25 protein-coding genes and 1 pseudogene are annotated in these 23,909 nt (G+C 59.0%); 10 read left to right on the top strand and 16 right to left on the bottom strand.

Annotated elements, in window-relative coordinates; all coding sequences use genetic code 11:
* The first annotated feature begins 215 nt into the window (after positions 1 to 215).
* Entirely contained in the window at positions 216 to 1,520 is a 1,305-nt protein-coding gene (locus BGO89_00835) for a transcription termination factor Rho (GenBank protein ID OJX61170.1), read from the top strand.
* Positions 1,521 to 1,527: 7 nt separating this feature from the next.
* Positions 1,528 to 2,415 carry a hypothetical protein gene (locus BGO89_00830; protein OJX61169.1) on the top strand — a complete coding sequence of 296 codons (888 nt, stop codon included), beginning with the start codon at positions 1,528 to 1,530 and terminating at the stop codon, positions 2,413 to 2,415.
* Positions 2,416 to 2,436: 21 nt separating this feature from the next.
* On the opposite strand, the gene BGO89_00825 is transcribed toward BGO89_00830, so the two are convergent.
* The 5 genes from BGO89_00825 to BGO89_00805 all read right to left on the bottom strand — a co-directional run bounded on the left by BGO89_00825 (position 2,437) and on the right by BGO89_00805 (position 7,038).
* Positions 2,437 to 3,099 (bottom strand): hypothetical protein, encoded by a 663-nt coding sequence (locus BGO89_00825; GenBank protein ID OJX61168.1) that lies wholly within the window; start codon positions 3,097 to 3,099, stop codon positions 2,437 to 2,439.
* Positions 3,099 to 4,277, bottom strand: a complete 1,179-nt coding sequence (locus BGO89_00820; GenBank protein ID OJX61167.1) for an aspartate aminotransferase — start codon at positions 4,275 to 4,277, stop codon at positions 3,099 to 3,101. Before BGO89_00820 ends, BGO89_00825 begins: the two co-directional genes overlap by 1 nt.
* A gap of 177 nt (positions 4,278 to 4,454) precedes the next feature.
* Positions 4,455 to 4,931, bottom strand: a complete 477-nt coding sequence (locus tag BGO89_00815; protein ID OJX61166.1) for a tRNA (adenosine(37)-N6)-threonylcarbamoyltransferase complex ATPase subunit type 1 TsaE — start codon at positions 4,929 to 4,931, stop codon at positions 4,455 to 4,457.
* A 36-nt stretch (positions 4,932 to 4,967) separates the two neighbouring features.
* Entirely contained in the window at positions 4,968 to 6,548 is a 1,581-nt protein-coding gene (locus tag BGO89_00810) for a response regulator (protein OJX61165.1), read from the bottom strand.
* 67 nt (positions 6,549 to 6,615) lie between these two features.
* Entirely contained in the window at positions 6,616 to 7,038 is a 423-nt protein-coding gene (locus tag BGO89_00805) for a hypothetical protein (GenBank protein OJX61359.1), read from the bottom strand.
* Between the two features lie 124 nt (positions 7,039 to 7,162).
* Here BGO89_00805 and BGO89_00800 point away from each other — a divergent pair.
* The 4 genes and pseudogenes from BGO89_00800 (at position 7,163) to BGO89_00785 (ending at position 10,140) form a co-directional block, all read left to right on the top strand.
* Positions 7,163 to 8,455, top strand: a pseudogene (locus BGO89_00800) (ATP-dependent chaperone ClpB).
* A 132-nt stretch (positions 8,456 to 8,587) separates the two neighbouring features.
* Positions 8,588 to 8,851 carry a hypothetical protein gene (locus BGO89_00795; GenBank protein OJX61164.1) on the top strand — a complete coding sequence of 88 codons (264 nt, stop codon included), beginning with the start codon at positions 8,588 to 8,590 and terminating at the stop codon, positions 8,849 to 8,851.
* Positions 8,848 to 9,246, top strand: a complete 399-nt coding sequence (locus BGO89_00790) for a hypothetical protein (protein OJX61163.1) — start codon at positions 8,848 to 8,850, stop codon at positions 9,244 to 9,246. Before BGO89_00795 ends, BGO89_00790 begins: the two co-directional genes overlap by 4 nt.
* A gap of 456 nt (positions 9,247 to 9,702) precedes the next feature.
* Entirely contained in the window at positions 9,703 to 10,140 is a 438-nt protein-coding gene (locus BGO89_00785) for a hypothetical protein (protein OJX61358.1), read from the top strand.
* 364 nt (positions 10,141 to 10,504) lie between these two features.
* On the opposite strand, the gene BGO89_00780 is transcribed toward BGO89_00785, so the two are convergent.
* From BGO89_00780 to BGO89_00755, 6 genes are all read right to left on the bottom strand, one after another.
* Complete coding sequence (locus BGO89_00780) at positions 10,505 to 10,951, bottom strand: hypothetical protein (GenBank protein ID OJX61162.1); 447 nt, start codon at positions 10,949 to 10,951, stop codon at positions 10,505 to 10,507.
* A 111-nt stretch (positions 10,952 to 11,062) separates the two neighbouring features.
* Positions 11,063 to 11,578 carry a hypothetical protein gene (locus tag BGO89_00775; GenBank protein OJX61161.1) on the bottom strand — a complete coding sequence of 172 codons (516 nt, stop codon included), beginning with the start codon at positions 11,576 to 11,578 and terminating at the stop codon, positions 11,063 to 11,065.
* A gap of 190 nt (positions 11,579 to 11,768) precedes the next feature.
* Positions 11,769 to 12,173, bottom strand: coding sequence for a hypothetical protein (locus BGO89_00770; protein OJX61160.1), 405 nt, complete (start codon positions 12,171 to 12,173; stop codon positions 11,769 to 11,771).
* Positions 12,174 to 12,555: 382 nt separating this feature from the next.
* Positions 12,556 to 13,056: an NADH-quinone oxidoreductase subunit I gene (locus tag BGO89_00765; protein ID OJX61159.1), complete on the bottom strand. Its 501-nt coding sequence runs from the start codon at positions 13,054 to 13,056 to the stop codon at positions 12,556 to 12,558.
* Positions 13,057 to 13,102: 46 nt separating this feature from the next.
* Complete coding sequence (locus BGO89_00760) at positions 13,103 to 14,152, bottom strand: NADH-quinone oxidoreductase subunit H (GenBank protein ID OJX61158.1); 1,050 nt, start codon at positions 14,150 to 14,152, stop codon at positions 13,103 to 13,105.
* A 1-nt stretch (position 14,153) separates the two neighbouring features.
* Positions 14,154 to 15,929, bottom strand: coding sequence for an NADH dehydrogenase (locus BGO89_00755; protein ID OJX61157.1), 1,776 nt, complete (start codon positions 15,927 to 15,929; stop codon positions 14,154 to 14,156).
* A 136-nt stretch (positions 15,930 to 16,065) separates the two neighbouring features.
* On the opposite strand from BGO89_00755, the gene BGO89_00750 reads away from it, so the two are divergent.
* Positions 16,066 to 16,641 (top strand): hypothetical protein, encoded by a 576-nt coding sequence (locus BGO89_00750; protein OJX61156.1) that lies wholly within the window; start codon positions 16,066 to 16,068, stop codon positions 16,639 to 16,641.
* An 11-nt stretch (positions 16,642 to 16,652) separates the two neighbouring features.
* Here BGO89_00750 and BGO89_00745 read toward each other — a convergent pair whose 3' ends face one another.
* A complete protein-coding gene (locus tag BGO89_00745) occupies positions 16,653 to 17,462 on the bottom strand; it encodes a hypothetical protein (protein OJX61155.1) in 810 nt (269 codons plus the stop codon).
* Positions 17,459 to 18,049: a Holliday junction DNA helicase RuvA gene (locus BGO89_00740; GenBank protein OJX61154.1), complete on the bottom strand. Its 591-nt coding sequence runs from the start codon at positions 18,047 to 18,049 to the stop codon at positions 17,459 to 17,461. The genes BGO89_00745 and BGO89_00740 overlap by 4 nt, the downstream gene beginning before the upstream one ends.
* 66 nt (positions 18,050 to 18,115) lie before the next feature.
* Here BGO89_00740 and BGO89_00735 point away from each other — a divergent pair, with 66 nt between their 5' ends.
* The 3 genes from BGO89_00735 to BGO89_00725 are packed head-to-tail and all read left to right on the top strand — an operon-like array spanning position 18,116 to position 20,670.
* Positions 18,116 to 18,469, top strand: a complete 354-nt coding sequence (locus tag BGO89_00735; protein OJX61153.1) for a YraN family protein — start codon at positions 18,116 to 18,118, stop codon at positions 18,467 to 18,469.
* 49 nt (positions 18,470 to 18,518) lie between these two features.
* On the top strand, positions 18,519 to 19,601 hold the full coding sequence (locus BGO89_00730; GenBank protein OJX61152.1) for a hypothetical protein: 1,083 nt from the start codon (positions 18,519 to 18,521) through the stop codon (positions 19,599 to 19,601).
* A gap of 19 nt (positions 19,602 to 19,620) precedes the next feature.
* Complete coding sequence (locus BGO89_00725; protein ID OJX61357.1) at positions 19,621 to 20,670, top strand: hypothetical protein; 1,050 nt, start codon at positions 19,621 to 19,623, stop codon at positions 20,668 to 20,670.
* Here BGO89_00725 and BGO89_00720 read toward each other — a convergent pair.
* The 3 genes from BGO89_00720 to BGO89_00710 are packed head-to-tail and all read right to left on the bottom strand — an operon-like array spanning position 20,645 to position 23,899.
* Positions 20,645 to 21,223: a hypothetical protein gene (locus BGO89_00720; GenBank protein OJX61151.1), complete on the bottom strand. Its 579-nt coding sequence runs from the start codon at positions 21,221 to 21,223 to the stop codon at positions 20,645 to 20,647. The two genes, BGO89_00725 and BGO89_00720, sit on opposite strands and share 26 nt — an antisense overlap.
* A complete protein-coding gene (locus BGO89_00715; protein ID OJX61150.1) occupies positions 21,196 to 21,843 on the bottom strand; it encodes a pyridoxamine 5'-phosphate oxidase in 648 nt (215 codons plus the stop codon). The genes BGO89_00720 and BGO89_00715 overlap by 28 nt, the downstream gene beginning before the upstream one ends.
* Before the next feature lies 1 nt (position 21,844).
* The gene (locus BGO89_00710; protein ID OJX61149.1) at positions 21,845 to 23,899 is read right to left on the bottom strand and encodes a hypothetical protein; all 2,055 of its coding nucleotides are present in this window, start codon (positions 23,897 to 23,899) and stop codon (positions 21,845 to 21,847) included.
* Positions 23,900 to 23,909 lie beyond the last annotated feature (10 nt).

The following is a 23,909-nucleotide window of genomic DNA, read 5'->3' as shown; positions in this document are numbered from 1 at the left end:
GACCCCGTTGTCAAGGTATAATTGTGGATAACGATCCCCAGTTCCGGGTAGGCCTCCCGGCTCGTCCCGGACAGCGGGACAGCAGCTAATTTTATCATTTTCGTTTTTTTGTTTGGAGAGAATACCCCAATCGACGATGTTTGTACGACATCGCTCGGGCAGCTCCCACGCCCGACCCCCTCTCCTGCCTGTTTTACGTTTACCTCCCTAGCTTCATGGCACAACGTCTTCAAGAGACGCAGGACAAGTTGATCGACGTCCCAGCACTCAAGTCAAAAAAGATCGCCGAACTGACGGAGATCGCTCGCCAACTCGGAATCGAAGACTATCAGGATCTGCGCAAGCAGGATCTGATCTTCAAGATCATCGAGGCCGAGAACCAGCGTGAGATGAAGGAATCGCACCGCGAAGGCCTCACCGTCTCCAACGGCGTGATCGAAGTTCTTCCCGACGGCTACGGATTCATGCGCTCGGCCGACTACAACTATCTTCCCTCGCCGGACGATATCTACGTCTCGCCCTCGCAGGTCAAGCGCTTCGGACTTCGCACTGGCGACACGGTCAAGGGCTATGTTCGCCCCCCGAAGGATGGTGAACGATTCTTCGCCCTGCTGAAGGTGGAAACGATCAACTACGTTCCGCCGGAGATCATGCGGGACCGCACGTTGTTCGAGAATCTCACGCCACTCTATCCGGACGAACGTATCCGCCTCGAAACGATGGCCAGCGAATTCAGCACACGCATCATCGATCTCGTATCGCCCGTAGGCAAGGGGCAGCGCGGACTGATCGTATCACCACCGAAGGCGGGCAAGACGATCCTCCTGCAGAAGATCGCCAACTCCATCGCACGCAACCATCCCGAAGTGAAGCTCATCGTGCTTCTCATCGACGAACGCCCCGAGGAAGTCACCGACATGCAGCGGTCGGTCAACGCGGAAGTGATCGCCTCGACCTTCGACGAACCGCCCGAACGCCACGTCCAGGTCGCCGACATGGTCCTCGAAAAGGCCAAGCGTCTCGTCGAAGCCAAGCAGGACGTCGTCGTTCTGCTCGACTCCATCACCCGCCTCGCCCGCGCCCACAATACCGTCATCCCCCATTCGGGCAAGCTCCTTTCCGGCGGTGTTGACGCCAACGCCCTCCACAAGCCCAAACGTTTCTTCGGTGCCGCACGGAACGTGGAAGAAGGCGGATCGCTCACGATCATCGCCACCGCTCTCGTGGAAACGAATTCCCGCATGGACGAAGTGATCTTCGAGGAGTTCAAGGGAACGGGTAACATGGAACTCGTCCTCGATCGCAAGATCTCCGAGCGCCGCATCTTCCCTGCCATCGATGTCAATCGCTCGGGTACGCGTCGAGAAGAGCTCCTCATGACGTCCGACGAACTGGCCAAGGTATGGGTACTGCGCAAGGTTCTCAGCGAGGACACGCCGATCGAAGCAATGGAAACGCTGCTCGACCGTATGAAGTCGACGAAGTCCAATCAGGAGTTTCTGAAATCGCTGAACTCGTGACATCGGCATGAAGCCACCGATCGTCGAGACACGGGCCATGAACATCTCCCTTACCGTGGGGATGTTGATGCTGGGCGCAAAATGGCTGGCATACATGTTGACCGGCTCGGTCGCCATCTTTTCGGATGCAGCCGAAAGCGTCGTCCATATCATCGCGGTGGTTTTCGCCTCGTACTCGCTACGGGTCATGTATCGCCCACCCGATGATCAGCATCATTACGGGCACGAGAAGATAGGCTTCTTTTCGGCCGGTCTGGAAGGTGGCCTGATCATCCTTGCCGCAGGCGTCATCGTCGTAACGGCCATCGACAAACTGATCCACGGCGTCACCCTGGAACGCATCGGCACCGGCGCGGCCATCACCGGCGCAGCCGGCGCGGTGAACGCATGCCTGGGCTGGTATCTGGTCCGTACCGGACGCCGTGAGAACTCACTCGTCATCAGGGCCAACGGCAAGCATATCCTTACCGATGCATGGACGAGCGCTGGCGCCGTCATCGGGCTGCTCATGGCTCATTTCACCGGCTGGCTGATTCTCGATCCTATCCTGGCCTTATTGTTCGGCCTCAACATCATCCGCGAAGGTTCTTCACTGATGAAGGCGTCCGTGAACGGTCTGATGGATCGCACCAACGAACAACTGGAACTTGTGGCCAAGGCCGAGCTGGATGCATTCTGCTCGGAACACGATGCCAGTTACCATCGATTCCGCCTGCGTGAAACGGGCGCACGCGTCCATATCGATTTCCACATGACCTTCAACGATGAGCTGCCCATCGCCTCGGCACACAACCTGGCGACGCTCGCCGAGGAGCGGCTCCGCGCCCGTATTCCCCTCCCGACGGAAATATTCACGCACCTAGAACCGACGACCCTGCCCCACGATCATATCTGATCGCACGCAGCATGTCGATGGTCAGCAGTATCTGGATCCCTCGCGGACCGTCAGGCTCGACAGCTCGTCGTAGTGTGCATCGATGAACGTGCGCACGATCTTCGGATCGATCTTGGAATATTCCCTCAGCGCCCATCCGGCCCCTTTCCGGACGAAGAACTCCGTGCTGTCGGCACGACGCATAATGCACCGGAAGAGCAGCTCTGGATCGGTATCGAGCTTGTAGTGCAGTTGCAGGAGGATGGCCGATCGTTGCAGCCAGAAATTATCGTCTTCGATCCATTTCGATGCGATCGATGTCCGCAGCCCCGGATCGGCACGTACGATGGCGGCGGCGATCTTGGACGAAAGCATGTCGACGGTATCCCACCAGCTGTTCGACGTGATCATGCTCTCGATCACCGGCAGGTCGGCAGGCTTCAACTGCTTCGCGTACTTGATCAGCAAGGCGCACGCGACATAGTGACATTCGCGCTGCGGGACGGCCCAGAGCTTCGCCACCTCGGTACGGAACGACGAAGGCTTGCCGTGCTCGAGCAGGCAAGCCTTCGTCAATGCTGTGCGCAACGGCATCGGAATGCCGAAGAACGGGAAGTTGTCCTTCATGTACGCCGACATCTCCGCGGCCTGCTCCGGATCGGCATGATCGCGGAAGGTCCGGATGATGGTATCGGCGAACGACATCAGGCGACCTTCGCTCCGACGGCCGCTTCGATACGCTTGAGTGCTTCCTGGATCTTCTCCACGCTGTTGGCATAGGAAAAGCGGATGAAGCCTTCTCCATGAGCGCCGAATGCCGTACCGCTGAGGCAGGCCACGCCGGCTTCGTAGAGGAAGAAGTCCGCAGCTTCCTGCGACGTCATTCCCGTACCCGTGATGTTCGGGAATACGTAGAAGGCGCCATGCGGCTTATGGCAGCGGAATCCGGGGATGGCGTTCAGGCCGTCCACAATGATGTCACGGCGACGTTCGAATTCCTTCAGGAAGTCGGACACATAGGGCAACGTGCGATCGCTCAGGGCTTCGATACCGGCGATCTGGGTGAACGAGCTCGTGCACGACGTCACGTTGGTCTGGAGCTTGGCCACGACCTTGGCGATGTGCTCGGGGAAGGCGCCGTATCCCATACGCCAACCCGTCATCGCGAAGGTCTTCGAGAAGCCGTCGAGGATCATCGTACGTTCCTTCATGCCGTCGAATTCGGAGATCGACGTGTGCTTGAAGTCGCCGTACGTCACCTGCGAATAGATCTCGTCGCTCAGGACGATCAGGTTGTGCCTGATGGCCAGTTCGGCGATCTGGGCAAGGTCCTCGCGTGTGAGGATACCGCCCGTGGGATTCTGCGGTGTGTTCAGGATCACCATGCGCGTCTTCGGCGTGATACGCGCTTCCAGGTCGGCGACGTCAAAGCGGAATTCCTTCTCCTCACGCAGGGGCAACGGAACGGGCTTGGCCTTCAGGAAGTTGATGACCGATTCGTAGATCGGGAAGCCCGGATTGGGGTAGATCACCTCATCGCCTTCGTCGATGCAGGCCATCATTCCGAAGAACATGATGGGCTTGCCACCCGGTGTGACGACGATTTCTTCCGGCTTCCAGAGATCGTAGCCGCGCGTCCTGTTGATGTAATCGGCAATGGCTTGACGTGTTTCGGGCAGGCCTGCGGCCGGACCGTAATGCGTAAAGCCCTTGTCGAGTGCATCCTTCGCAGCTTGAATGATGTTCGGAGGGGTATCGAAATCCGGCTCGCCGATCTCCAGGTGAACCACGCTCTTACCCTTGGCTTCGAGAGCACGGGCCTTGACCAGAACTTCGAATGCCGTTTCCGTTCCCAAACGCGAGATCCGCTCCGCGATATGCATGAAGACAATCCTTGTATCGGTGGTTACTACGTGCGCAACCGCAAAGATACGCTTTCTTTCGACGCCCCGGATCGCCGCCGATGGGCCGTGACACTGCCCTCACGGGCAGTGTCACGGACAAGATCGTCCGGTATATGATGACGACGCAGGAAGGGCCCGGATGCCGGATCGGTCGCGCTACAGACGCTCGATTCCGACCGGTACGGATTGGTAGCGGATGTCGATGAGACGGATGTTATCGTCGTCCGGGTCGGCCGTGATGCGCACGGTATAGTGCGCTCGCGGAAGCAGGTGTTCGGCCTTTTCCGACCATTCCACCAGTTTGATGGCGTCATGGGCGAAGACGCAGTCGTCGAATCCCACTTCTGCCAGCTCTTCGGGCGTTTCGATACGGTAGAGATCCACGTGGTAGATCTTGACCGGCACTCCATCCGGCGTGGTGCCGGCATATTGATTGATGATGGTGAACGTAGGACTCGTTACGATGTCCTCTACGGCGAAGAATGTACAGATTCCTTTGACGAACTCTGTCTTCCCCGCACCGAGATCTCCATAGAGAGCTACGACGTCGCCGATGCGCAGGCGCTGGGCGAAATCTCCACCGATGACGATGGTCTCTTCTTCACTGGAGGAACGAAGGAGCTCTGGCTCCATGATGAACCGATGATGTGCAACATGTGCTCCGCTCGCTCAGGAACGGGAACCCAAAATTACTACCGGAAGGATCATTTCCTCCAAGGAGATTCCACCGTGCTGGAAACTGTCTCGGTACTTCTGGAGGTAGTGATGGTAGTCGGTCGGATAGACGAAGTAGCGATCTTCCTTGGCGATGACGCACGTCGTGGCCAGCCCCGGAGCGGGGATCCTGTATTCCTCGGCATTCCGGATCACCATGGCGTCCCGATCGTCGGCCTTGACGTTCTTGCCGATCTTGTAGCGGAGGTTCGTGGTGGTTTCCCTGTCGCCGATCACCTTCACGCCGCGCATGCAGCGGACGCTACCGTGGTCGGTGGTGATGACGATCTGGACGTCGGGAATGGTGCTCAGCGTCTTGAGAATGCCGAACAGACTGGAGTGCTGGAACCACGACTTCGTCAGCGACCGGTAGGCGGCATCGTCGGGTGCGATCTCCTTCAGGATCGGATAGTCGGACCGCGAATGCGCGATCATGTCCACGGCATTGATGACGATGGCCGTGAGGTGGTGCTTGGCATAGCGCATGATGTCGGACTCGATACGCTTGCCGAACTCCGTGTCGATGATCTTGATGTACTGCAGTTCGTTGTCGAGCTTGATGCGCCGGCGCTGGAGCAGCAGGGACAGCAGTTCCTTCTCGTTGCGATTCAGGGTATGCTCGTCCTTGCCCCGTTCGTCGATCGTGAACTGTGGGTAATGCTTGTTGATCTCCGTGGGATAGAGTCCGGCGAAGATCGAATTCCGCGCATATGGTGTGGCGGTCGGCAGGATGGAGCAGTAGTAGTCGCGCTGTACCGTGAAGTACGGCCGGATGAATTCCTCCATCACCATCCACTGGTCGAGGCGCATGCAGTCGATCACGAAGAAGAACGTGGGCTTCTTCTTCGCGAGGCGTGGAATGACGTAGTTGTCGACGATATGGGGCGAAAGCATGGGCGTGCCTTCGGCACGCTTGTCCTTGTCCACGAGCCAGTCCCGATACTCGTGCTCGATGAACTTGGAGAACTCGGCATTGCATTCGCGCCACTGGTCGCGCAACGATTGTTCCAGTCCCACATCCGGATGCTGGTCGAGATCGATCGAACGCTGGACGAGCTTGATGTAGACGTCGAGCCATTCGCTCCACGACATCCTGTCCAGAAGCTTGCGCGTGATCGTGCTGTATTCCTGGTGGAATTCCTGCGTGATGCGGGCTTCGGTGATACGCTGCGTTTCGAGGAATTTCTTGCAGGCGGCGAGGATCTGCGTGGGATTGACGGGCTTCGTGAGGTAGTCGTTGATCTTGCGGCCGATGGCCTCTTCCATCAGGGATTCCTGCTCGTTCTTCGTCACCATCACGACAGGCAGCCCCGGATCGATGTCCTTCAGGATACCGAGCGTCTCGAGTCCGGATATACCGACCATACTCTCGTCGAGGAAAACGAGGTCGAACCGCTGGTCCTGGACGAGTTCGATGGCGTCCTCGCCGTTGGTGGCCGTAGCCACATCATATCCACGCTGTTGCAGCAGGATGATATGAGGCTTCAGCAGCGCTATTTCGTCATCGACCCAGAGGATCCGCTTGGTATTTTCCATCGTCTGTCTTGGAGAGTGGAAGCAGGAATTGCGTTTGTGGAGACGGCCCATCCCGGTTTTATTGTCGTCAGGGAGTGATCACGGCCATCGTCGTCGTGGCACGCGCGATGAGCACGGCACGGTCGTCGTCGTCATGACAGTAGACGTCGGCCTCGCAGAAATGCAGGGACCGGCCCGGCTTCACGACACGTCCCACGGCACGCAGACGGCGTCCGCGTCCTTTCGCGAAGTAGCTGATCTTCAGCTCGGCCGTGACCGTATGCTGATCGGGTCCTACGAGCGTGAATCCGGCAAAGCCTGCGGCGACGTCGGCGATCGTGGCGGTGACGCCACCGTGGACGAGGCCTATCTGCTGCCGATGGATGACGTCGAGATCGATCTCGGCTTCGACGTAGCCCGGTTCGATCACCGTCAGCCGGCAGTTGATGTGCTTCATGAATTCCTGGCATTCGAGATGCGCGAGAATCGTCTCGCGGAAGTCGGGGTTCAATACCGTAAACGTTTGCATGGCGCGAAGATACGGTTGCCGTGCGAACGATGCGGTACGTCATGTGATTTACGAAAACGGCCCCTCGTTCGTCTACAGCCCCAGCAACATCGATCAGGTCATCACCATGAATCTCAACAAGCTCACCCTGAAATCGCAGGAAGCCCTGCAGACCGCGCAGGAAATCGCCGCGAGCTACAACAACCAGGCCCTGGAACCGATCCACCTTTTGGCGGCACTGCTTCAGGACGCCGAAGGTATCGTGCCGCCGTTGCTGCAGAAGCTCGGCGCCAACATGAACTATCTGAAGATCAAGGTCAACGAAGCCATGGAGCGCCTGCCGAAGGTACAGGGTGTCGCGGGTACGCATCTCGGTACGGATCTCAACGGTGCCTTGCAGAAGGCCTTCGACGAGATGCAGAGCCTGAAGGACGACTACGTCTCCACCGAACACCTGCTTCTCGGCCTGGCCGAATACCGCTCCCCCGCCTCGCAGTTGCTCAAGGACCAGGGCGCTACGCGCGATGCGATCCTCAAGGTTCTCCAGGACATCCGCGGCAACAGGCGCGTCACCGATCAGAATCCCGAGGACAAATACCAGTCGCTGCAGCGCTATGCGCGTAATCTCAACGACGAAGCGCGGAAAGGAAAGATCGATCCCGTCATCGGGCGCGAGGACGAGATCCGTCGCGTACTCCAGGTCCTGTCGCGCCGTACGAAGAACAATCCCGTCCTGATCGGAGAACCAGGCGTAGGCAAGACGGCCATCGTCGAGGGTATCGCCCAGCGCATCGTATCGCAAGACGTCCCGGAGATGCTGAAGACGAAGGTCATCTTCTCTCTCGACATGGGTGCCCTCATCGCCGGTACGAGTTTCCGCGGCCAGTTCGAAGAGCGATTGAAGGCCGTCGTCAAGGAAGTCACCGACTCCAACGGAGAGTTCATTCTTTTCATCGACGAATTGCATACGTTGATCGGCGCCGGAGCGACGCAAGGCGCGATGGATGCCGCGAACATCCTCAAGCCTGCACTGGCGCGTGGAGAACTGCGGGCCATCGGTGCCACGACGCTCGACGAATACCAGAAACATATCGAGAAGGATCCCGCACTCGAACGTCGCTTCCAGAAAGTCTTCGTTCCCGAACCGTCCGTCGACGACGCCATCTCCATCCTCCGCGGTCTCAAGGAACGCTACGAAGTCCATCATGGAGTACGTATTACCGATGCCGCCATCGTCGCCGCAGCGCAGCTTTCCAACCGGTACATCACGGATCGCTTCCTTCCGGACAAGGCGATCGACCTCATGGACGAGGCCGCGTCGAAACTCCGCATCGAAATCGATTCGATGCCGGAGGAACTCGATACGCTCGAGCGTCGTATACGGCAACTGGAAATCGAGCGCCAGGCCTTGCTCCGCGAAATCGGATCGTAGACCCCTTCAAAGGGGGTATTCCCTACGAAAGGCATCGGCGATGTTCGCACCCGATCGACCAGCGACGACTCGATCGAATGAAGTCACTTGTCACACTTCACCCTCGCAGTAGTACATGTCATGAAGATCGTCAACATGCATGAAGCCAAGTCAACGCTTTCACAACTGGTAGAGCAGGTCATGAACGGAGAACGTATCTTTCTCGCGCGGAACGGCACACCCGTCGCGATGCTCGTGCCACTCGCGGAGTCGGCCGGGCTTCGCCCGATAGGACTCAATGCAGCGATCTCGCCGGAGACGTCGGACAGCGCACTGTTCACTCCGATGACGGCCGAGGAACTGGCGGCATGGAACGAAGACGATGTCCTGTGTGCCGAAGCATGAATGTCCCCAGGTACCTGCTCGATACGCATGTACTCCTGTGGTACGATACCGCGCCGGAACGGCTGCCTCCACACGTACGCAAGATCCTCAGAAGCCGCATCACCGATATCTGCATCTCGTCGGCGTCGTTGCACGAGCTCGCTCACAAGCATCGGCTCGGCGGGATTCCGGAGGCCGCGCCCCTGCTGGACAATGCCGGGAGATTACTGAAGCTCTACGGCTTCGGAACGCTCTCCATCGATGCCGGCCACGCCTTGCGTGCCGGAACGATGGACTGGGAACATCGCGATCCGTTCGACCGTGTCCTCGCCGTACAGGCCATGGCCGAAGAGCGCATCCTCGTGACGTGCGATGCCGTGTTCGCGGGTATGAGAGGTCTGAAGACACTCTGGTGATTCTCCTTATCGGCGCATGTCCTCACCGTATCGGCCATGCAGGAAGCGTGCGCCCCCTTGACGTACGGTATCGTATGCACGCGCGCGCAGGACCTGATTCATCGAATGGCTCGTGAGCAGAAAGGCATGCATCGTATACACGCGCGCAGGACCTGAAGAGCACCGGTGATCCTTGAAATGGTTGGGCGCAACGCAGAACACGGCCGAAGAACGCATCGTCCGCTACACGACGCCGTGTCACAGGTATGAGAGACTTGCGTGACCATGCCGGTGATCCCCGGTTTGGTGCCCGGCGCCGTACGAACAGTCTCCGAAGGGCACAGCGTCATACTGTGCGTTGACGAGTCGCCGGCATGTGGGCTCTGAAGACACTTTCGCGGCCCCTTTCATCGTCTGGTAGCACCATCGTCCATATACGTTCACGAACATTCCATTCCCCGCATGGCAGCCTTCACGATAGAACCGCGCATGAGCATCAGGAACCTCGAACCGGATGCCTACGATACGCTCCTGAATCTGGAGAAGTACATCGGATCGACGGGACTCGACCGCGGATTGCGGGAGCTCATCAGGATCAGGGCGTCACAGATCAACGGCTGCGCATACTGTATCCAGCTCCATACGACGGAAGCGAGGGAACTGGGCGAAGAGGAACGACGCATCTACGCGCTCAGCGCATGGCATGAATCGCCCCTCTTCACGCCCGAGGAACGGGTCGTCCTGGCGATGACGGACGAGATCACCGACATCTCCCTGAACGGCCTTACGGACGAAACGTATCACGAAGCGCGGCAGGTCTTCGACGAACACACCCTGGCCCGTCTCATCCTGCAGATCGTCTCGATCAACTCATGGAACAGGATCGCCGTCGCCACACGGATGGTACATCCGTAGGAACTGCGATACGCTCTCGTGAAGAACGTGTAGGACGCACAGGATACTCGGATGCGCATGCGGAATGTACGATACGCGACACCCGTCACGATGCATCAGGGAATCACAATCCGTTTTCGTGAAGTGCGGGTAGGATACGCCGGTCGGATCCATGACGTTCGATACCCTCGTCACGTACGACCATCGCGATGTTCATGATGTTGATTCCACTATGAGATATCCCTCACCGGACGGCTCCCTGTGCATCGCCCGTACGGCATGCCGGTTCATGATGCGGCATGTCGTGTCCCCAATCCGGATCGTTATCCGTATCCTCGACCCCTGGATTCCACACTACCTTCAGGATCGCGTCCGAGAACAGAACCTACTGCATATACCTGTCCCAGTATCCGGCTTTCGGCTCCACTTGTTCCACCACGTCCACATGCATTCCATTCGGGTCATGGACGGCGAACCGACGTTGCCCCCAATCCTCGGTAGTAAGCGGATATGCGATCGTCAGACCAGCCGCCCGCAACGCGTCGTGTACCTGCCGCGCATCTGCCACCTGCAACGTGATGAAAGCACCGTCACCGTTCATCGGCTTCGGCGAAGGTGGTGAACTGGGATGGTCCTCGTTCATGAAGGCCAGATAGGCCCCTCGTGCACCGGGCGACTGCAACAGGATGAACCAGGACGACTCGAAGACGGGCTTGAAGCCGAACCAGTCGTGATAGAAGTCCTTGCATGCCTTGATGTCCTTCGTTACGAACACGGTGTAGACTTCCGTCAATCGGTCGGCGATCACGGCATGATGCAGATTATCGTCCATAATTGTCGTTGTTGTTATGCTATCGGAAGTCAGGATCTTCGGATAAGATACCAATACCCTGGGTTATGGAGACTCAACTACGTACGTGGCCACTTCGGGGCCCTGTTATCTCTACTTCTTCAGTACCACAAACTCCCTATTCCACTGAGCAAGACGAGCTTTGTTGTAGACGACGCCGTCCGACACATTCTTCTTGAAGTCATCATCAGAAGTGAATACTCCATAGAAGGAGTTGGCATCAGATCGGGTCATCACCGCCCTGAAATCCTGCTCTATGACGATGATAACCTTCTTTATCGAAGACACCTTCTGAAGAACTTTGGGGATACACCGAGCTGCTGTTCGTTCGCGGGAGTCCCCACTCCAATCACTGGCTCCAAGTGACTTGTACGTAATGGTTGCGGTTGTTCCATTCACCTGAACATCCTTCACCAGTGAGCCCTGGAGCGAGGACTTCGCCGCTGCCTTAACGTCCTCCGAGACCCCAGCTACGGCAAAGCCTGTCATCGTGAGCAGGCACAGAAATGAGCACGTGAGATTCTTCATTATCCCCTCAGATGTAGGTAACATGACAGGTTGCCCTAGCCCGAAGGCTAGGAAGTCAGAATCTGCATTCACTTCAAGCAAAGGTGCGGTACCCTGAATTCCTCGACGATTGAATGCGGGTCTTCACGTTCGGATGCCTCGTCGTAACACGTACCGCAACGGTTATCCATCGTCGCTTCCGTCCATCATTGTTATGTCGAGGCAGGATCGCTGTCGATCAGAACCGGGACAAGCTCGACCGCCCACGCAGATAACATACAAATCCAACCACTCACCCTGCTACCCGCTTCATCACGATCTCGGTCACACCGTCGGCATTCAGCCCCGTGATTGCACCTTGCGGGACGAAGCGATGTTTGGCGAAAAGTGCGAGCGCGGCCGTGTTCCAATCTTCGGTCGACGTCCACACGTCCAAGCCATCATACTGGCTCAGCACGGCTTGCACCAACGCAGAAGCGACCCCCTTGCGCTGGTATGCCGGCTCGACGGCAATGGCACATATGAAGGGACGGTTGAAGAACGTGTTGGGGTTGAAGGAAATGAACCCGGCGACAGCACCCTCTATTTCGCATACGAACAGCTCGCCTCGCCAGTTGTCGACACGACGTTCGCCAATGAAGGGATCGAATCCCTTCAGCGTCTTCGCTTCGACGGTAGTTGCCCGACGTACGATCATTGAACGCCGCCCCTGATATATCTGCGGATGTGATGCGGAGACGTCGGCTGACTTGATGAATCGAAGCCGGACGATGTGACTTCCTGTTTGTCCCGAAATTCCGATAACCGAAGGAGAAAGCAATGGGCGTCGTTGCGGGAGGGGCTTCGATGCAAGATCCCCGGTGGTTCATCGACCTTCCGTAGCTCGATCGCGACTTGCATCGCGGGGCTGTCCATATCAACGACTCCGAACCAGGGCACTACCCGCGGCTCTCGTCATACGGATCATGCATGGCACGACGGTTCGGTACCGCGGGATATTCAGGGCAGCAAAGAAAAAGGGTGTCCCGGAATGAACGGGACACCCTTCATGTTCAGGGTCTATGTACGATGCCGGACGATCAACGCCATTGACGCAGGAACTCCAGTCGATCCTGGAGCTGCGCCACGGGAATGAGCAGCTTCTCCTTGCCGAAGACGCCCTCTTCCTGCGATCCGAAGACGAGTTCGTAATCCTTGCTCATGACGATGGCCTCTTCCGGACAGACTTCTTCGCAGAAGCCGCAGTAGATGCAACGGAGCATGTTGATCTCGAACTTCTCGGGATAGCGTTCCTTGTCCTGCGTCGTCTCGGCGGCACGGACTTCGATGGCCAGGGCCGGGCAGACGCGTGAGCACAGACCGCAGGCCACGCAGCGTTCCCCATCCTCTTCCATGACCAGTACCGGCCGGCCACGGTAGGAACCTTCCGGTTCCCAGCGCTCTTCGGGATACTGGCGTGTGAATTTGGGCTTGAACATCTGACGCAGCGTCAGCCCCAGGCCACGCGCGATTTCAGGGAGGTAGATACGCTCCCAGAAGGTCATGCGTTGTGCTTCGGTATTGGTATTGACGTTTGCCATGTCTGGATTTCGAGTGTGTCGTTCGAATGTTAACGGTTTCCGGGCCTCACTGCAACAGCAGCAGGACGACTCCGGTAATGGCGATGTTCACCAGCGAGAGTGGCAGCAGGACCTTCCAGCCGAGGTTCATGAGCTGATCGTAGCGGAAGCGCGGGAGCGACCAGCGGATCCACATGAAGACGAAGACCATGAGGGCGGCCTTGCCTGCGAAGGCGAGGAAGCCGAGGATGGCCATGGGCAACGAGCCCTGGGGCAGGCCCAGAATGGCCGAATCGTCGAGGAACGGGATGAGGTCCCATCCACCGAGGAAGAGCGTGGCCATGATGGCGCTCGACGCGAGCATGTTGGCGTATTCGGCCAGGTAGAGCAGACCGAACTTCATGCCCGAATATTCCGTGTGATATCCACCCACGAGCTCGGGCTCGGCTTCAGGAAGGTCGAACGGAGCCCGGTTCGTTTCAGCGAGAGCCGTGATGATGAAGATGATGAAGGCGAAGGGCTGATAGAAGACGAACCAGCCGCTCTTCACCTGCGCCATGATGATCTCGACGAGGTTGAGCGAACCGGCCAGCATGAGAACGCCGACGATCGACAGGCCCATCGACAGTTCATAGGAAATCATCTGCGCCGCGGAGCGCAGACCGCCCATGAGCGAATACTTGTTGTTCGACGACCAGCCGGCGAGAGCCACGCCATAGACGCCGACCGACGTCATGGCCAGGATGACGAGCAGCGCCACGTTCATGTTCGGCGCCATCGTCAGACCGTACTGGATGCCGTTGATCTCGACGAACGGACCGCTCCAGGGAATCACGGCATAGACCGTGATGGCGACGGCGATCGAAATGACCGGCGCCAGGGCATGAAAACGATAATCGGCGGCCGCCGGTACGACGTCTTCCTTCATGTAGAGCTTGAACACGTCGGCGAACGACTGCAGCAACCCCCATGGGCCTACCCGGTTCGGGCCGATACGGTTCTGGATCCAGGCAGCGACCTTCCGCTCGGCCAACACCATGAAGGCTGCCGAAATGAGCATGACATTGACAAGAATGCCACCCTGAATGAGAATGATCAGCAGTTGGGTCAAATCCATATCAATTCGGCTTCAGAACGTGGGACTCATAGATGACGCCGACCGGTTCGGGCTGATCGCCCTTGCCAAGAATCAGACCTTGATATGCATCCAGAACTTCATAGCTCATGCCATGGAAGCTCTTCACGTGCGTCGCCACGTCGGCGAAGACGTCCGTCGAATGCGCGTACGTCCATCCAGCACCGAGGGCGTTGGCGATGTCCTGTACGATCCGCCATGCCTGACGGCAGTCGCGGCGTTCACCATGCGTCCACCGGTCGTTCGGCGAACCGAACTTGTCCCAGCGGCTCATCTTCATTCCCATGTACCGGGCGTTCTCCTTCGTGACGAGAGCGGGCTGGACATGCTGGACGCGATGCAGGGTATTCGTGTAGGTGCCTTCGAGTTCGGCGAACGACGCAGCCGGGAGCAGGACGCTCGCCTGACGGGCCGTGACCGACATCGTCGACGACAGAACGATCAGGACGTCTACGCCTGCGGCCGCTTCGGCCAGGGCCGTCGAATGCGACTCGAGCGTATCCTCGAGCACGATAAGTGCCTTGACGTGATTGTGCCTGATGCGATCGATGAGCTGATCGACGCCATGACCACCATTGGCGGGCGTGATGCCGACGGCATGAGCGCCGATGGCGTTCGCTGAGACGTCGTTGATCTTCAGCTTCGTATCGCCGAAGGACTGGTCGTTGTGCTTGATGAAGTCGATGTTATTCGTCTTGAGCACGTTCTGAGCGAGACGTGCCAGCAGATAGTTGTCTTCGTTCGTTGCATGGGCCGAACCGAGAACGACGATTTCCTGGCCCTTCAGTCCCTTCAGCGCATCGGCGGCGGCGGCGATGGCTTCGTCCCACGAAACGCGAGCGAGCATGCCGTTACGACGGACGTGCGGACCGTCGACGCGATTGTCGTTGGCCTTCGCAGGCGTCGTGAGACGTCCGTGATCGCACATCCAGTACGTGTTGACGTGCATGTTCGTACGAGGCTCGACGCGGAGCACTTCGTTGTTCATCACGCCGACCTTGATGTTGCAGCCGCGCGCGCATCCGGTACAGACGCTGTCCGTGAAGGACATCTCCCATACGCGGGCACGGAAACGGAAGTCGATGCTGGTCAATGCGCCTACCGGACAGATATCGATGACGTTCATCGAATAGGGGCTGTCGAAGGTCGTTCCGGGGAAGGTCTCGATCGTCACCTTGTCGCCACGGCGCACGAAGGACAGGACCGGCTGATCGGCCACTTCCTCCGAGAAGCGGATGCATCGCGAGCACGAGATGCAACGCTCGCCGTCGAACATGATCTGTGGACCGAGTTCGACGCGCTTCGGCTTGTGGACCTTTTCCTCATCGAAGCGGCTTTTGCCCTTCGAGTGGACGAAGGCGTATTCCTGCAGCTTGCACTGCCCCGCCTCGTCACAGATCGGACAATCCAGGGGATGATTGATGAGCAGGAACTCCATGACGGATTCCTGCGCCTGGACGGCCTTGGGTCCGCTCGTATCGACGATCATACCATCGGCAACGGGCGTAGCGCAGGCAATCTGCATCTTCGGTATCCATTGCACGACCGGCTGTCCGTCGTCGTCGAACATCAGCCCGCCTTCGGCATTCTTCTTGTGCGATCCGACGTTCACCAGACACATCCGGCAATTGCCCGCAACCGACAGAGCCGGGTGCCAGCAAAAGTGGGGAATGGTGATGCCGTTCTCCAGAGCAGCCTCGATGATGGTCTTGCCCGAGGCCGCCTCGATGATCTGCCCGTCGATGATAATCTGTGGCATTTCGTGCGCTGCAGAATGGTCGTAAATCGCGCAAACATACAATTTTTCGAGCTAGCGAACAGGATACGACGTGGAGCAAATGTCACACTTCCCGTGTGCGTATCTTTGCGTCATCGTACCCTTATTCCGCCGCTCCATGAAACGTTCGCTCGTAATCCTCGCCCTCGCCGCCCTCCTGCCCTGTTCCACGTTCGCGTCGACGGACGACCACTTCCTGCCGTTGACGATCAGCTATGTTTTTCCACAGGGCGCTCTTTCCGACGATCTGGCGGCGAAACCGGCACTCGGATTCTCGCTCGGCTACCACTATGCGGCCACACGGCAGCTCCGCATCGGCGTCTGCGGTACGTGGACGCGGATGACGCTCGGCACGGTGGGTAACGACGACCTTTCGGACTTCGCCGTCACGATGTATCAGATGATGGCGAACGCACGCTGGCGCTTCGTCAAGCACGGCTGGACGCCCTGGGTGGAAGGTCAGGCCGGGATGACGTACCTCGAAGCCGATATGCTCGTGTCCAACGTCCCCCGCCGCATCGACGGCGTGAGCGAGGTCAATCCCGCGGTCGCAGGCCTGGTCGGCATACAGATACCCGTCAGCGAGAAGCTGGATGTGGACGTGTATGGACGGTATACGTGGACGTTCGCCGATGATGCGATCGGGACGATCGGCATCCATGCCGGCGTCGTCTATGCTCTACCGACGAATTGATGACGGCGAGGCTACAGTCGTGAAATGCTCGACTGTTCCATGTCGTCGTCGAACCGTGCATGCAGTTCCGGCTCGAGTTCCGCTTCGATCTCGCGCCAGATACGCTGGCAAGGGAACGTGTTCTCGTACATGGCCCGGCCGATGACGACACTATCGACGCCGAGTGGTGCGAGTTCCTGGATGGCCCAGAGATCCCGGGGTGAAGCGATGCCCCCTGCAGTCGTGATCCGCATGTTCGTGAGACCGGCGATACGCCGGATCGTATCGAGATTCTGTCCCGTGAGACTTCCCTCCCAGTCGCATTCCGTATAGATCAGGCGCCTGCCGCCGAGTTCGTAGACGTGGCGGATGAATTCCTCGTCGGTCACCATGCCGACATCAGGACCGAGATCGACGTCGCTGTTGTGAGCACGGACACCGAAGATCACGCGGCTCGGAGAATATTCGTCGAGCAGTTCCCGCACACCGTCCGGATCCGTCCACGCTACACGATTGATGGCAACGCGATAGACGCCTGCCGCCAGCAGACGGCGATACGATTCCACGTCCTTCTGCACGGTCACGAACTGGATGGGGACGTCGACGGCCCTCTGCATCCGCACGACCTGCTGCATCGTCAAGTCGTCGTCCAGTCCCTTTATCGCATCGATGTCCGTGACATGGATGGCCTTGGCGTTCTCACGGCGCCAGAGCTGGGCCAGCTCGACGGGATGATCGGACATGTCCGAATACAGCGTTTCCGTCCCGGGTTGCCCCAGGATACAGCGTGCGCATCGTCCCTGAACGAGGTCGATGGCCGGAATGACGAGAAAAGGTATCATACGCGCAATGCCTTGCGGATGAGTGTTTCGCTCGATGCGATGGCATCGGGGTCGACGGCCAGCACGGCCTTGATCGCCTTTTCGGCGGCCGCCTTCGCATAGCCCAGTGATTGCAGCGCGGCCAATGCCTCCTCCGTGGTCTGAGAGGACGGGATCGCTGGTTCGGCACCTTCGCTTGGGACGATTCCGATGATCTTTTCGCGTAATTCGACCACCATGCGTTCAGCCGTCTTCTTGCCGACGCCCGGAAGACGCTGCAGGGCCACTACGTTGCTCTTGACGATGGCCAGCCGGAGCTCGGCCAGGGGCGTCGCGGACAGGATGCCGAGCGCGGTACGGCCGCCGATGCCCTGTATTCCCGTCAGCAGCTTGAACGCCTCCCGTTCGGCATCGGAAAGGAAGCCGAACAACTGCATGGCGTCTTCGCGCACGACCATGATCGTGAGCAACGACACACGTTCACCGATACCGGGAAGCCGGTCGGCCGTCGTCAGCGGTACGCTGACGGCATACCCAACGCCACCGCAGTCGATGACGACGTCGGTACCCGAACGTGCGGCAAGTGATCCGCTGAGCTGTGCAATCATGGCGCAAACTTACGCCGATTCGGAATCCCGGTCACACGACGACGTGGATTTCACCCGCATGCACGTATGTCTACCGACCTCGGTCAGCGCGCCGAACAACGCGCCTGTGATCATCTCGTACGCAACGGCTACGAGATCCTCGACCGCAACTTCCGCTTCGCCCGCGTGGGTGAGCTCGACATCGTGGCACGTCACGGCGATACCATCGTCTTCGTCGAAGTACGGTATCGCACCTATCAGAGCTACGGCAGTCCGGAAGCATCCATCACACGACGCAAGGTCGAGCGCCTCCGGCGCACGGCCGGCATGTGGCTGTCGATGCGGAACGTCGTCGACGTTCCCTGCCGGTTCGACGTCATCGCCGTCGAGATGATGACGGGAAACAGCGGTCTGCGCCACCTCGTCGATGCCTTCACGTGAACGGCCCGCGATGCAGCGTGATTCGTCAGGATTGACGAGATTAGCGCCCATGTGGCAATACATTCTGAAGCGCACGCTGCTCTTCCTCCCTACGCTCTTCATCATCACCGTGATCTCCTTCGGCGTGAGCCGGCTGGCTCCGGGCGATCCTGCAGCCGCGAAGGTAGGCCAGGGCGCGGAAGGAGGCATGAGCGGACGTTCGAGCCTCAACGAGAAGACCATCGAGATGATCCGCAAGCAATGGCATCTCGACAAACCCATCTGGCAACAGTACTGCATCTGGACCGGCGGACTGCTCGCCTTCGATATGCAGAACGTCTTCACCGATCAGGGCACGAACTGGAGTGCCTTGAGGTTCACCGGCCGTCCGGATTTCGGCAGGTCCTTCCAGGATAACAGACCGGTCTTCGACAAGATGCTCGAACGCGTACCGGTAACGCTGCTGATGAACATCCTCGCAATCTTCATCGCCTATGCCGTGGCCGTCCCGCTCGGCATCTATTCGGCGACGCATTCGGGAACGCTGACCGACAGGATCTCGACCTTCGTCCTCTTCGCCCTCTATTCGCTGCCGGTCTTCTGGATCGGTACGCTGGCCGTGACCTTCCTCGCCAATCCCGAATTCCTCTCCATCTTTCCGAGCGGTGGCCTGCGATCACCCGGCTTCACGTCGAACTGGTCCATATGGAAACGGTTCTCGGACTATGCCTGGCACCTGGCACTTCCGATGTTCGTGTACGTCTATGCCGACTTCGCCTTCATCTCGCGGCAGATGCGGTCGTCCATGCTCGAAGTCATCCGTATGGACTTCATCCGTACGGCCCGGGCGAAGGGCCTCGGCGAGCGCGCCGTCGTCTTCCGCCATGCCTTCCGCAATGCCCTCATTCCCCTGATCACGATCGTCGCCGCCCTGATCCCCAACCTCATCGGCGGCTCCGTCATCATCGAATCGATCTTCAGTATTCCCGGCATGGGCGAACTTTCCTATCGGGCGCTCATCGCACGCGACTATCCCATGATCATGGCTGTCTTCACCATCTCGGCCGTACTGACACTCATCGGCATGCTGCTGGCCGATCTTCTGTATTCCGTAGCCGACCCACGAATCTCATACGGCAAGAAGGCCGCCTAAGGAACGCATCATCATGGCCCTGTTCAGAAAAACCAAGCAAGCCGCCGCGGAACGTCACGATGGTGAATCGTATGGAGCCTTCGTACGACGTCAGTTCCGCAAGAACACCTTCGGCATCATCAGCCTCTACGTCGTCTCCTTCATCTTCGTCATCGCCGTTTTCGCCGACGTCCTCGCCAACGAGAAGCCGATCGTGGCAAGCTACAAGGGCGAAACGATCTTCCCCGTCTTCAAGGAATATGCCGTCGATCTCGGCATCGCCACGTGGGACAAACACCTGCTGAACGTGGACTGGCGCAGGCTGGAATACGACTGGGCCGTGTTCCCGCCGGTACCCTATTCACCGGAGACGACGGACAAGATGCTGGTCTCCCTGAAGGAACGCGCGCCATCGGCGAAGCATTGGCTGGGTACGGACGATATCGGACGCGACGTGATGTCGGGTCTCATCCACGGTTCGCGCTATGCCCTGTCCATCGGCTTCGTCGCGATGGGCATCGCCCTCGTCATCGGCGTCATCCTGGGTGCCATCGCAGGCTATTTCGGTGGAACCATCGATATCGCCATCTCGCGTATCATCGAAATCGTCATCACCTTCCCCCGGTTCTTCCTGATCATCACCATCGTGGCCCTCGTGGAGCAGGGATCGATATGGCTGATCATGGCCCTGATCGGCATCACGGGATGGACGAACATCGCGCGGTTCATGCGCGGTGAAGTCCTGCGCGTGCGGAATCTCGACTACGTCAGCGCGGCAACGGCATTGGGATATTCGACACCCCGCGTCATCTTCCGTCACGTCCTGCCGAACGCCATCGCCCCCGTTCTCATCTATGCCGCCTTCGGCATCGTGAGCGCCATCCTGTTCGAAAGCGCCCTGTCCTTCCTGGGTTTCGGCGTACCGCCCACCGTCGTCACCTGGGGGTCCGTGCTCTTCAAGGCACGGTCGAGCACGTATTCATGGTGGCTCGCCGTCTATCCCGGACTGATGATCTTCATCACCGTGAGCGCCTTCAATCTGATCGGCGATGCATTGCGCGATGCTACCGATCCGCGTCTGAGATCGTGACGTCACCGTTGCCGAGGTTCTTGCTCAGCACGACGCTGCGGTAGTTCGTGGAAGGCCACTTCACGTATGCGACGAAGCGGAAGCCGCGTCGTGTATAGTAGTCGATGAGATGCGTCGCCTGTTCCGAGGTGTCGAGGGCCAGCTCGAGCCCGCCTTCCCTGCGGCTCAGATCTTCCACGAATCGCAGCATGGCCGAACCGAGGCCCGATTGCTGGAGGTCCGGTTCGACGGCGAACTGCCCGAAGCACCATACTCCGGCGTTACGGTACCAGGCGCATTCTTCGGCATTGCTCGCAGCATAGGCACTGACGGTTCCAACGATGACGTCGTCGAGGATGGCCACGAATCCCATCCCATCGAACAGGCGTTCGCGCGTCGTGTCGTCGTCCTGATAGGTCGCCAGGAAGCGCAGCCCCATGTCGGCAAGCGGACGATAGGCCCTGTGAAGGAGGGCGGTGATGTCCGATATCGGATCGTCCTGACGTACGGGCCGTATGACGACCGATCGTTCTCCTTCGGCCGTCGCTATGGCGATAGTCGTTCGATGATCCATGCGTCGTGGTCCAGGCGATATTGGATACGGTCGTGCATGCGTGAGGGACGCCCCTGCCAGAATTCGAGTCTATCGGGATGGAGGGCATATCCGCCCCATGTCGGCGGGAGCGGAACGTTGCCATCGGCGAAGCGCTCGCTGAGCTCGCGGTAGGTACGTTCGAGGTCGGCGCGGGTCGTGACGGTGCTCTGTGCCGATGCCCAGGCACCGATCCTGCTTTCCAGCGGACGACTCGAGAAGTAGTCGAAGGATTCTTCTTCCGACAGACGCCGCGTGACTCCCTCGACGCGGACCTGCCGCTCCAGCTCGGGCCAGAAGAACAGGAGCGACGCACTAGGGTTGGTCAGAAGATGCCGCCCCTTCCTGCTCGCATAGTTCGTATAGAACCGCAGTCCACCATCCACGATGCCCTTGAGCAACACCACGCGCGACGCGGGACGTCCTGCATCGTCCACCGTGGACAGTACCATGGCCGTGGGCTCGGCGACCTGGGCCGCGATGGCTTCGTCGATCCAGCGTCCGAACTGGACGAACGGGTCCGATGCCACGGAGGCTTCGGCGAGTTCCGCACGGCTGTAGTCCGTGCGGATGGCGTGCAACGTCTGCTTATCCGGATTCATGTCAGCGTACGATAAAGGTGACGGTCGATACGGGTTCGGACTTCGAGGATACGAGACGGGCAACATACAGGCCCGGTACCATCGTCGACGTCGGTACCGTAACGATACCCGGCACCGCATCGTGAGCGAAGACCTGGCGTCCCATCGCATCCACGACCTGCAGCGTGACCGCAGCCCCTTCGACGACGAACTGCGCGGGCATACCGTGTTCGACAGGATGGCTTCCGGTCAGTCGTAAGGTGGCCGTGGCTACCGCATCATCACCCTCGACGGACGAGACAGTATTGACGGTTTTCTCGCAGAGCAGATCGTCGTCGGGATCGAGCTGGACGGAATCGATCACGAAGGCCGAGGCGATATCGACCTGGAAGTTCGACGTCGACATCAAAACGGTCGTGTCCTTGGTCTGTCCTTGTCCGTACAGACGGATCGTCAACGGAACGATGAAGGGATTCGGCACGTTGTCCGCCTGCTGCGTCTGGGCCACCGTGACGATGGTGACGTACTGTCCATCCGCCAGCCAGTTCTGCACGGCATCGGCGACGAAGACGGGATGGCCGGCCTTCACCAGCCATTGATCGAAGAACGTTTCCCACGGTACGACAGCGGACGGAATCCTTCCCTGCATGGTTTCGAGCAGATCGGCCGTCTGGGCGGTGGACAGACGATGGCGTTGGAGATAGATGCGAATCGCCGGGAAGAACGCGTTGTCCCCCACCATACGACGCATCATATGGTAGACCCAGCCGGACTTGCAATAGGTCGTGGCTTCGTTGAACAGCGTCGCCATCGGAATGTCGTAGACGGGCGGTTCGGCAAGACCGTTCCTCATGTAGACGTTGCGGCGATCCGCCAGCAGGCGGCGATAGCCTTCCGGTCCTTCGCTGAATCCGAGCCATACCGCTTCGGAGAACGACGCGCCGCCTTCGTTCAGCCAGATGTCGCCCCACGTTTCGCACGTCACCATGTCTCCGAACCATTGATGGGCCAGCTCGTGGGCATAGCCCGTTTCGACGTCGCCCATCAGCCATCGGCGGTTGATGGTGGACATGCTCTGGTGCTCCATGCCGCCGAACTGGATCGGCGCCACTGTCACGTGGCCATAGGTCGGGAACGGATATTCGCCGTACTTGTCCTCAAAGGCTTCGAACATGCGGGGAATGTTGCGCAGGGCATTGCGCGCATTGAAGAACACTCCGTTATCGTCCATTCCCCAATGATAGTTGTAGATCGGCACCTCGCCACCGAACATGCGGCGATAGACCTGATCGTACGACACATAGTCGGATGCATTGACGGCGAAGAGATAGGTCGGCATCGGCAGCGGATGATGCCATGACTGCCACGACGCCGTATCGCCGTCGCTCAGCGTGCGTTGCGGCGTACCATTGGACACTACGGTCAAACCAGCGGGAACACGGACGTCGACGGTGAACAGCGCCTTGTCCGACGGTACGTCGTGACACGGAAGCCAGCGTCGTGCGTCTTCGGGTTCGTTGAACGTGAAGGCGATGGGATGAGGCAGGGACAACTGGTTCGCATCCTCCTGGGAGAATGCGTAGAAGGCCCTGTCCGACGTGCGGATGGCGTAATGGACGTCGACATCGATCGTGTCGTCTGCAGCGACCGCCACAGGAAGCGGAATGCGCAATACCGTGACGCTGCCGGAGAACGGCACTCGTTCACCACCCACGAACACGCTATCCACGGTCAGGGCAATGGCATCGAGCACGAGCGTATCGAGACCGTTCACCATACTGCGGATACGCGCATGGACGTGGCCCGTGGCCTTGCGCTGACCGCGCAACACGGAGGGCGTCGTCAGTGCATAGTACCAGTCGAGCTTGATGTCATAGGAGATGACGTCGATGCGTTCCTGCAATTCCTTGTGCGGGAATGCGGTGGAGACGAGCGCGGGAGGATGCATTGGCATCACCGCTTCACGAAGATGGGGGTCGAGGAAGAAGGCATCGTGATAGGCACTCTTGCCTTCGACGGGATGTTGCGCCGATGCCGCCGTGACCAGGACCAGCATCGCAATCAGAATCAAGGGCATTCTCTTCTCT

It is taken from the genome of Candidatus Kapaibacterium thiocyanatum (assembly GCA_001899175.1).
Lineage (GTDB): Bacteria > Bacteroidota > Ignavibacteria > Kapaibacteriales > Kapaibacteriaceae > Kapaibacterium > Kapaibacterium thiocyanatum.
Note: the sequence above shows the minus strand (reverse complement) of the source record. Positions and strands in the feature narration are given on the sequence as shown.

Bases quoted from the DNA above. Each gene is read 5' to 3' on its own strand.
- BGO89_00835 (OJX61170.1), top strand. From the start codon at position 216: ATGGCACAACGTCTTCAAGAGACGCAGGACAAGTTGATCGACGTCCCA.
- BGO89_00830 (OJX61169.1), top strand. From the start codon at position 1,528: ATGAAGCCACCGATCGTCGAGACACGGGCCATGAACATCTCCCTTACC.
- BGO89_00825 (OJX61168.1), bottom strand. From the start codon at position 3,099: ATGTCGTTCGCCGATACCATCATCCGGACCTTCCGCGATCATGCCGAT.
- BGO89_00820 (OJX61167.1), bottom strand. From the start codon at position 4,277: ATGCATATCGCGGAGCGGATCTCGCGTTTGGGAACGGAAACGGCATTC.
- BGO89_00815 (OJX61166.1), bottom strand. From the start codon at position 4,931: ATGGAGCCAGAGCTCCTTCGTTCCTCCAGTGAAGAAGAGACCATCGTC.
- BGO89_00810 (OJX61165.1), bottom strand. From the start codon at position 6,548: ATGGAAAATACCAAGCGGATCCTCTGGGTCGATGACGAAATAGCGCTG.
- BGO89_00795 (OJX61164.1), top strand. From the start codon at position 8,588: ATGAAGATCGTCAACATGCATGAAGCCAAGTCAACGCTTTCACAACTG.
- BGO89_00790 (OJX61163.1), top strand. From the start codon at position 8,848: ATGAATGTCCCCAGGTACCTGCTCGATACGCATGTACTCCTGTGGTAC.
- BGO89_00780 (OJX61162.1), bottom strand. From the start codon at position 10,951: ATGGACGATAATCTGCATCATGCCGTGATCGCCGACCGATTGACGGAA.
- BGO89_00770 (OJX61160.1), bottom strand. From the start codon at position 12,173: ATGATCGTACGTCGGGCAACTACCGTCGAAGCGAAGACGCTGAAGGGA.
- BGO89_00765 (OJX61159.1), bottom strand. From the start codon at position 13,056: ATGGCAAACGTCAATACCAATACCGAAGCACAACGCATGACCTTCTGG.
- BGO89_00760 (OJX61158.1), bottom strand. From the start codon at position 14,152: ATGGATTTGACCCAACTGCTGATCATTCTCATTCAGGGTGGCATTCTT.
- BGO89_00755 (OJX61157.1), bottom strand. From the start codon at position 15,929: ATGCCACAGATTATCATCGACGGGCAGATCATCGAGGCGGCCTCGGGC.
- BGO89_00750 (OJX61156.1), top strand. From the start codon at position 16,066: ATGAAACGTTCGCTCGTAATCCTCGCCCTCGCCGCCCTCCTGCCCTGT.
- BGO89_00745 (OJX61155.1), bottom strand. From the start codon at position 17,462: ATGATACCTTTTCTCGTCATTCCGGCCATCGACCTCGTTCAGGGACGA.
- BGO89_00740 (OJX61154.1), bottom strand. From the start codon at position 18,049: ATGATTGCACAGCTCAGCGGATCACTTGCCGCACGTTCGGGTACCGAC.
- BGO89_00735 (OJX61153.1), top strand. From the start codon at position 18,116: ATGTCTACCGACCTCGGTCAGCGCGCCGAACAACGCGCCTGTGATCAT.
- BGO89_00730 (OJX61152.1), top strand. From the start codon at position 18,519: ATGTGGCAATACATTCTGAAGCGCACGCTGCTCTTCCTCCCTACGCTC.
- BGO89_00720 (OJX61151.1), bottom strand. From the start codon at position 21,223: ATGGATCATCGAACGACTATCGCCATAGCGACGGCCGAAGGAGAACGA.
- BGO89_00715 (OJX61150.1), bottom strand. From the start codon at position 21,843: ATGAATCCGGATAAGCAGACGTTGCACGCCATCCGCACGGACTACAGC.
- BGO89_00710 (OJX61149.1), bottom strand. From the start codon at position 23,899: ATGCCCTTGATTCTGATTGCGATGCTGGTCCTGGTCACGGCGGCATCG.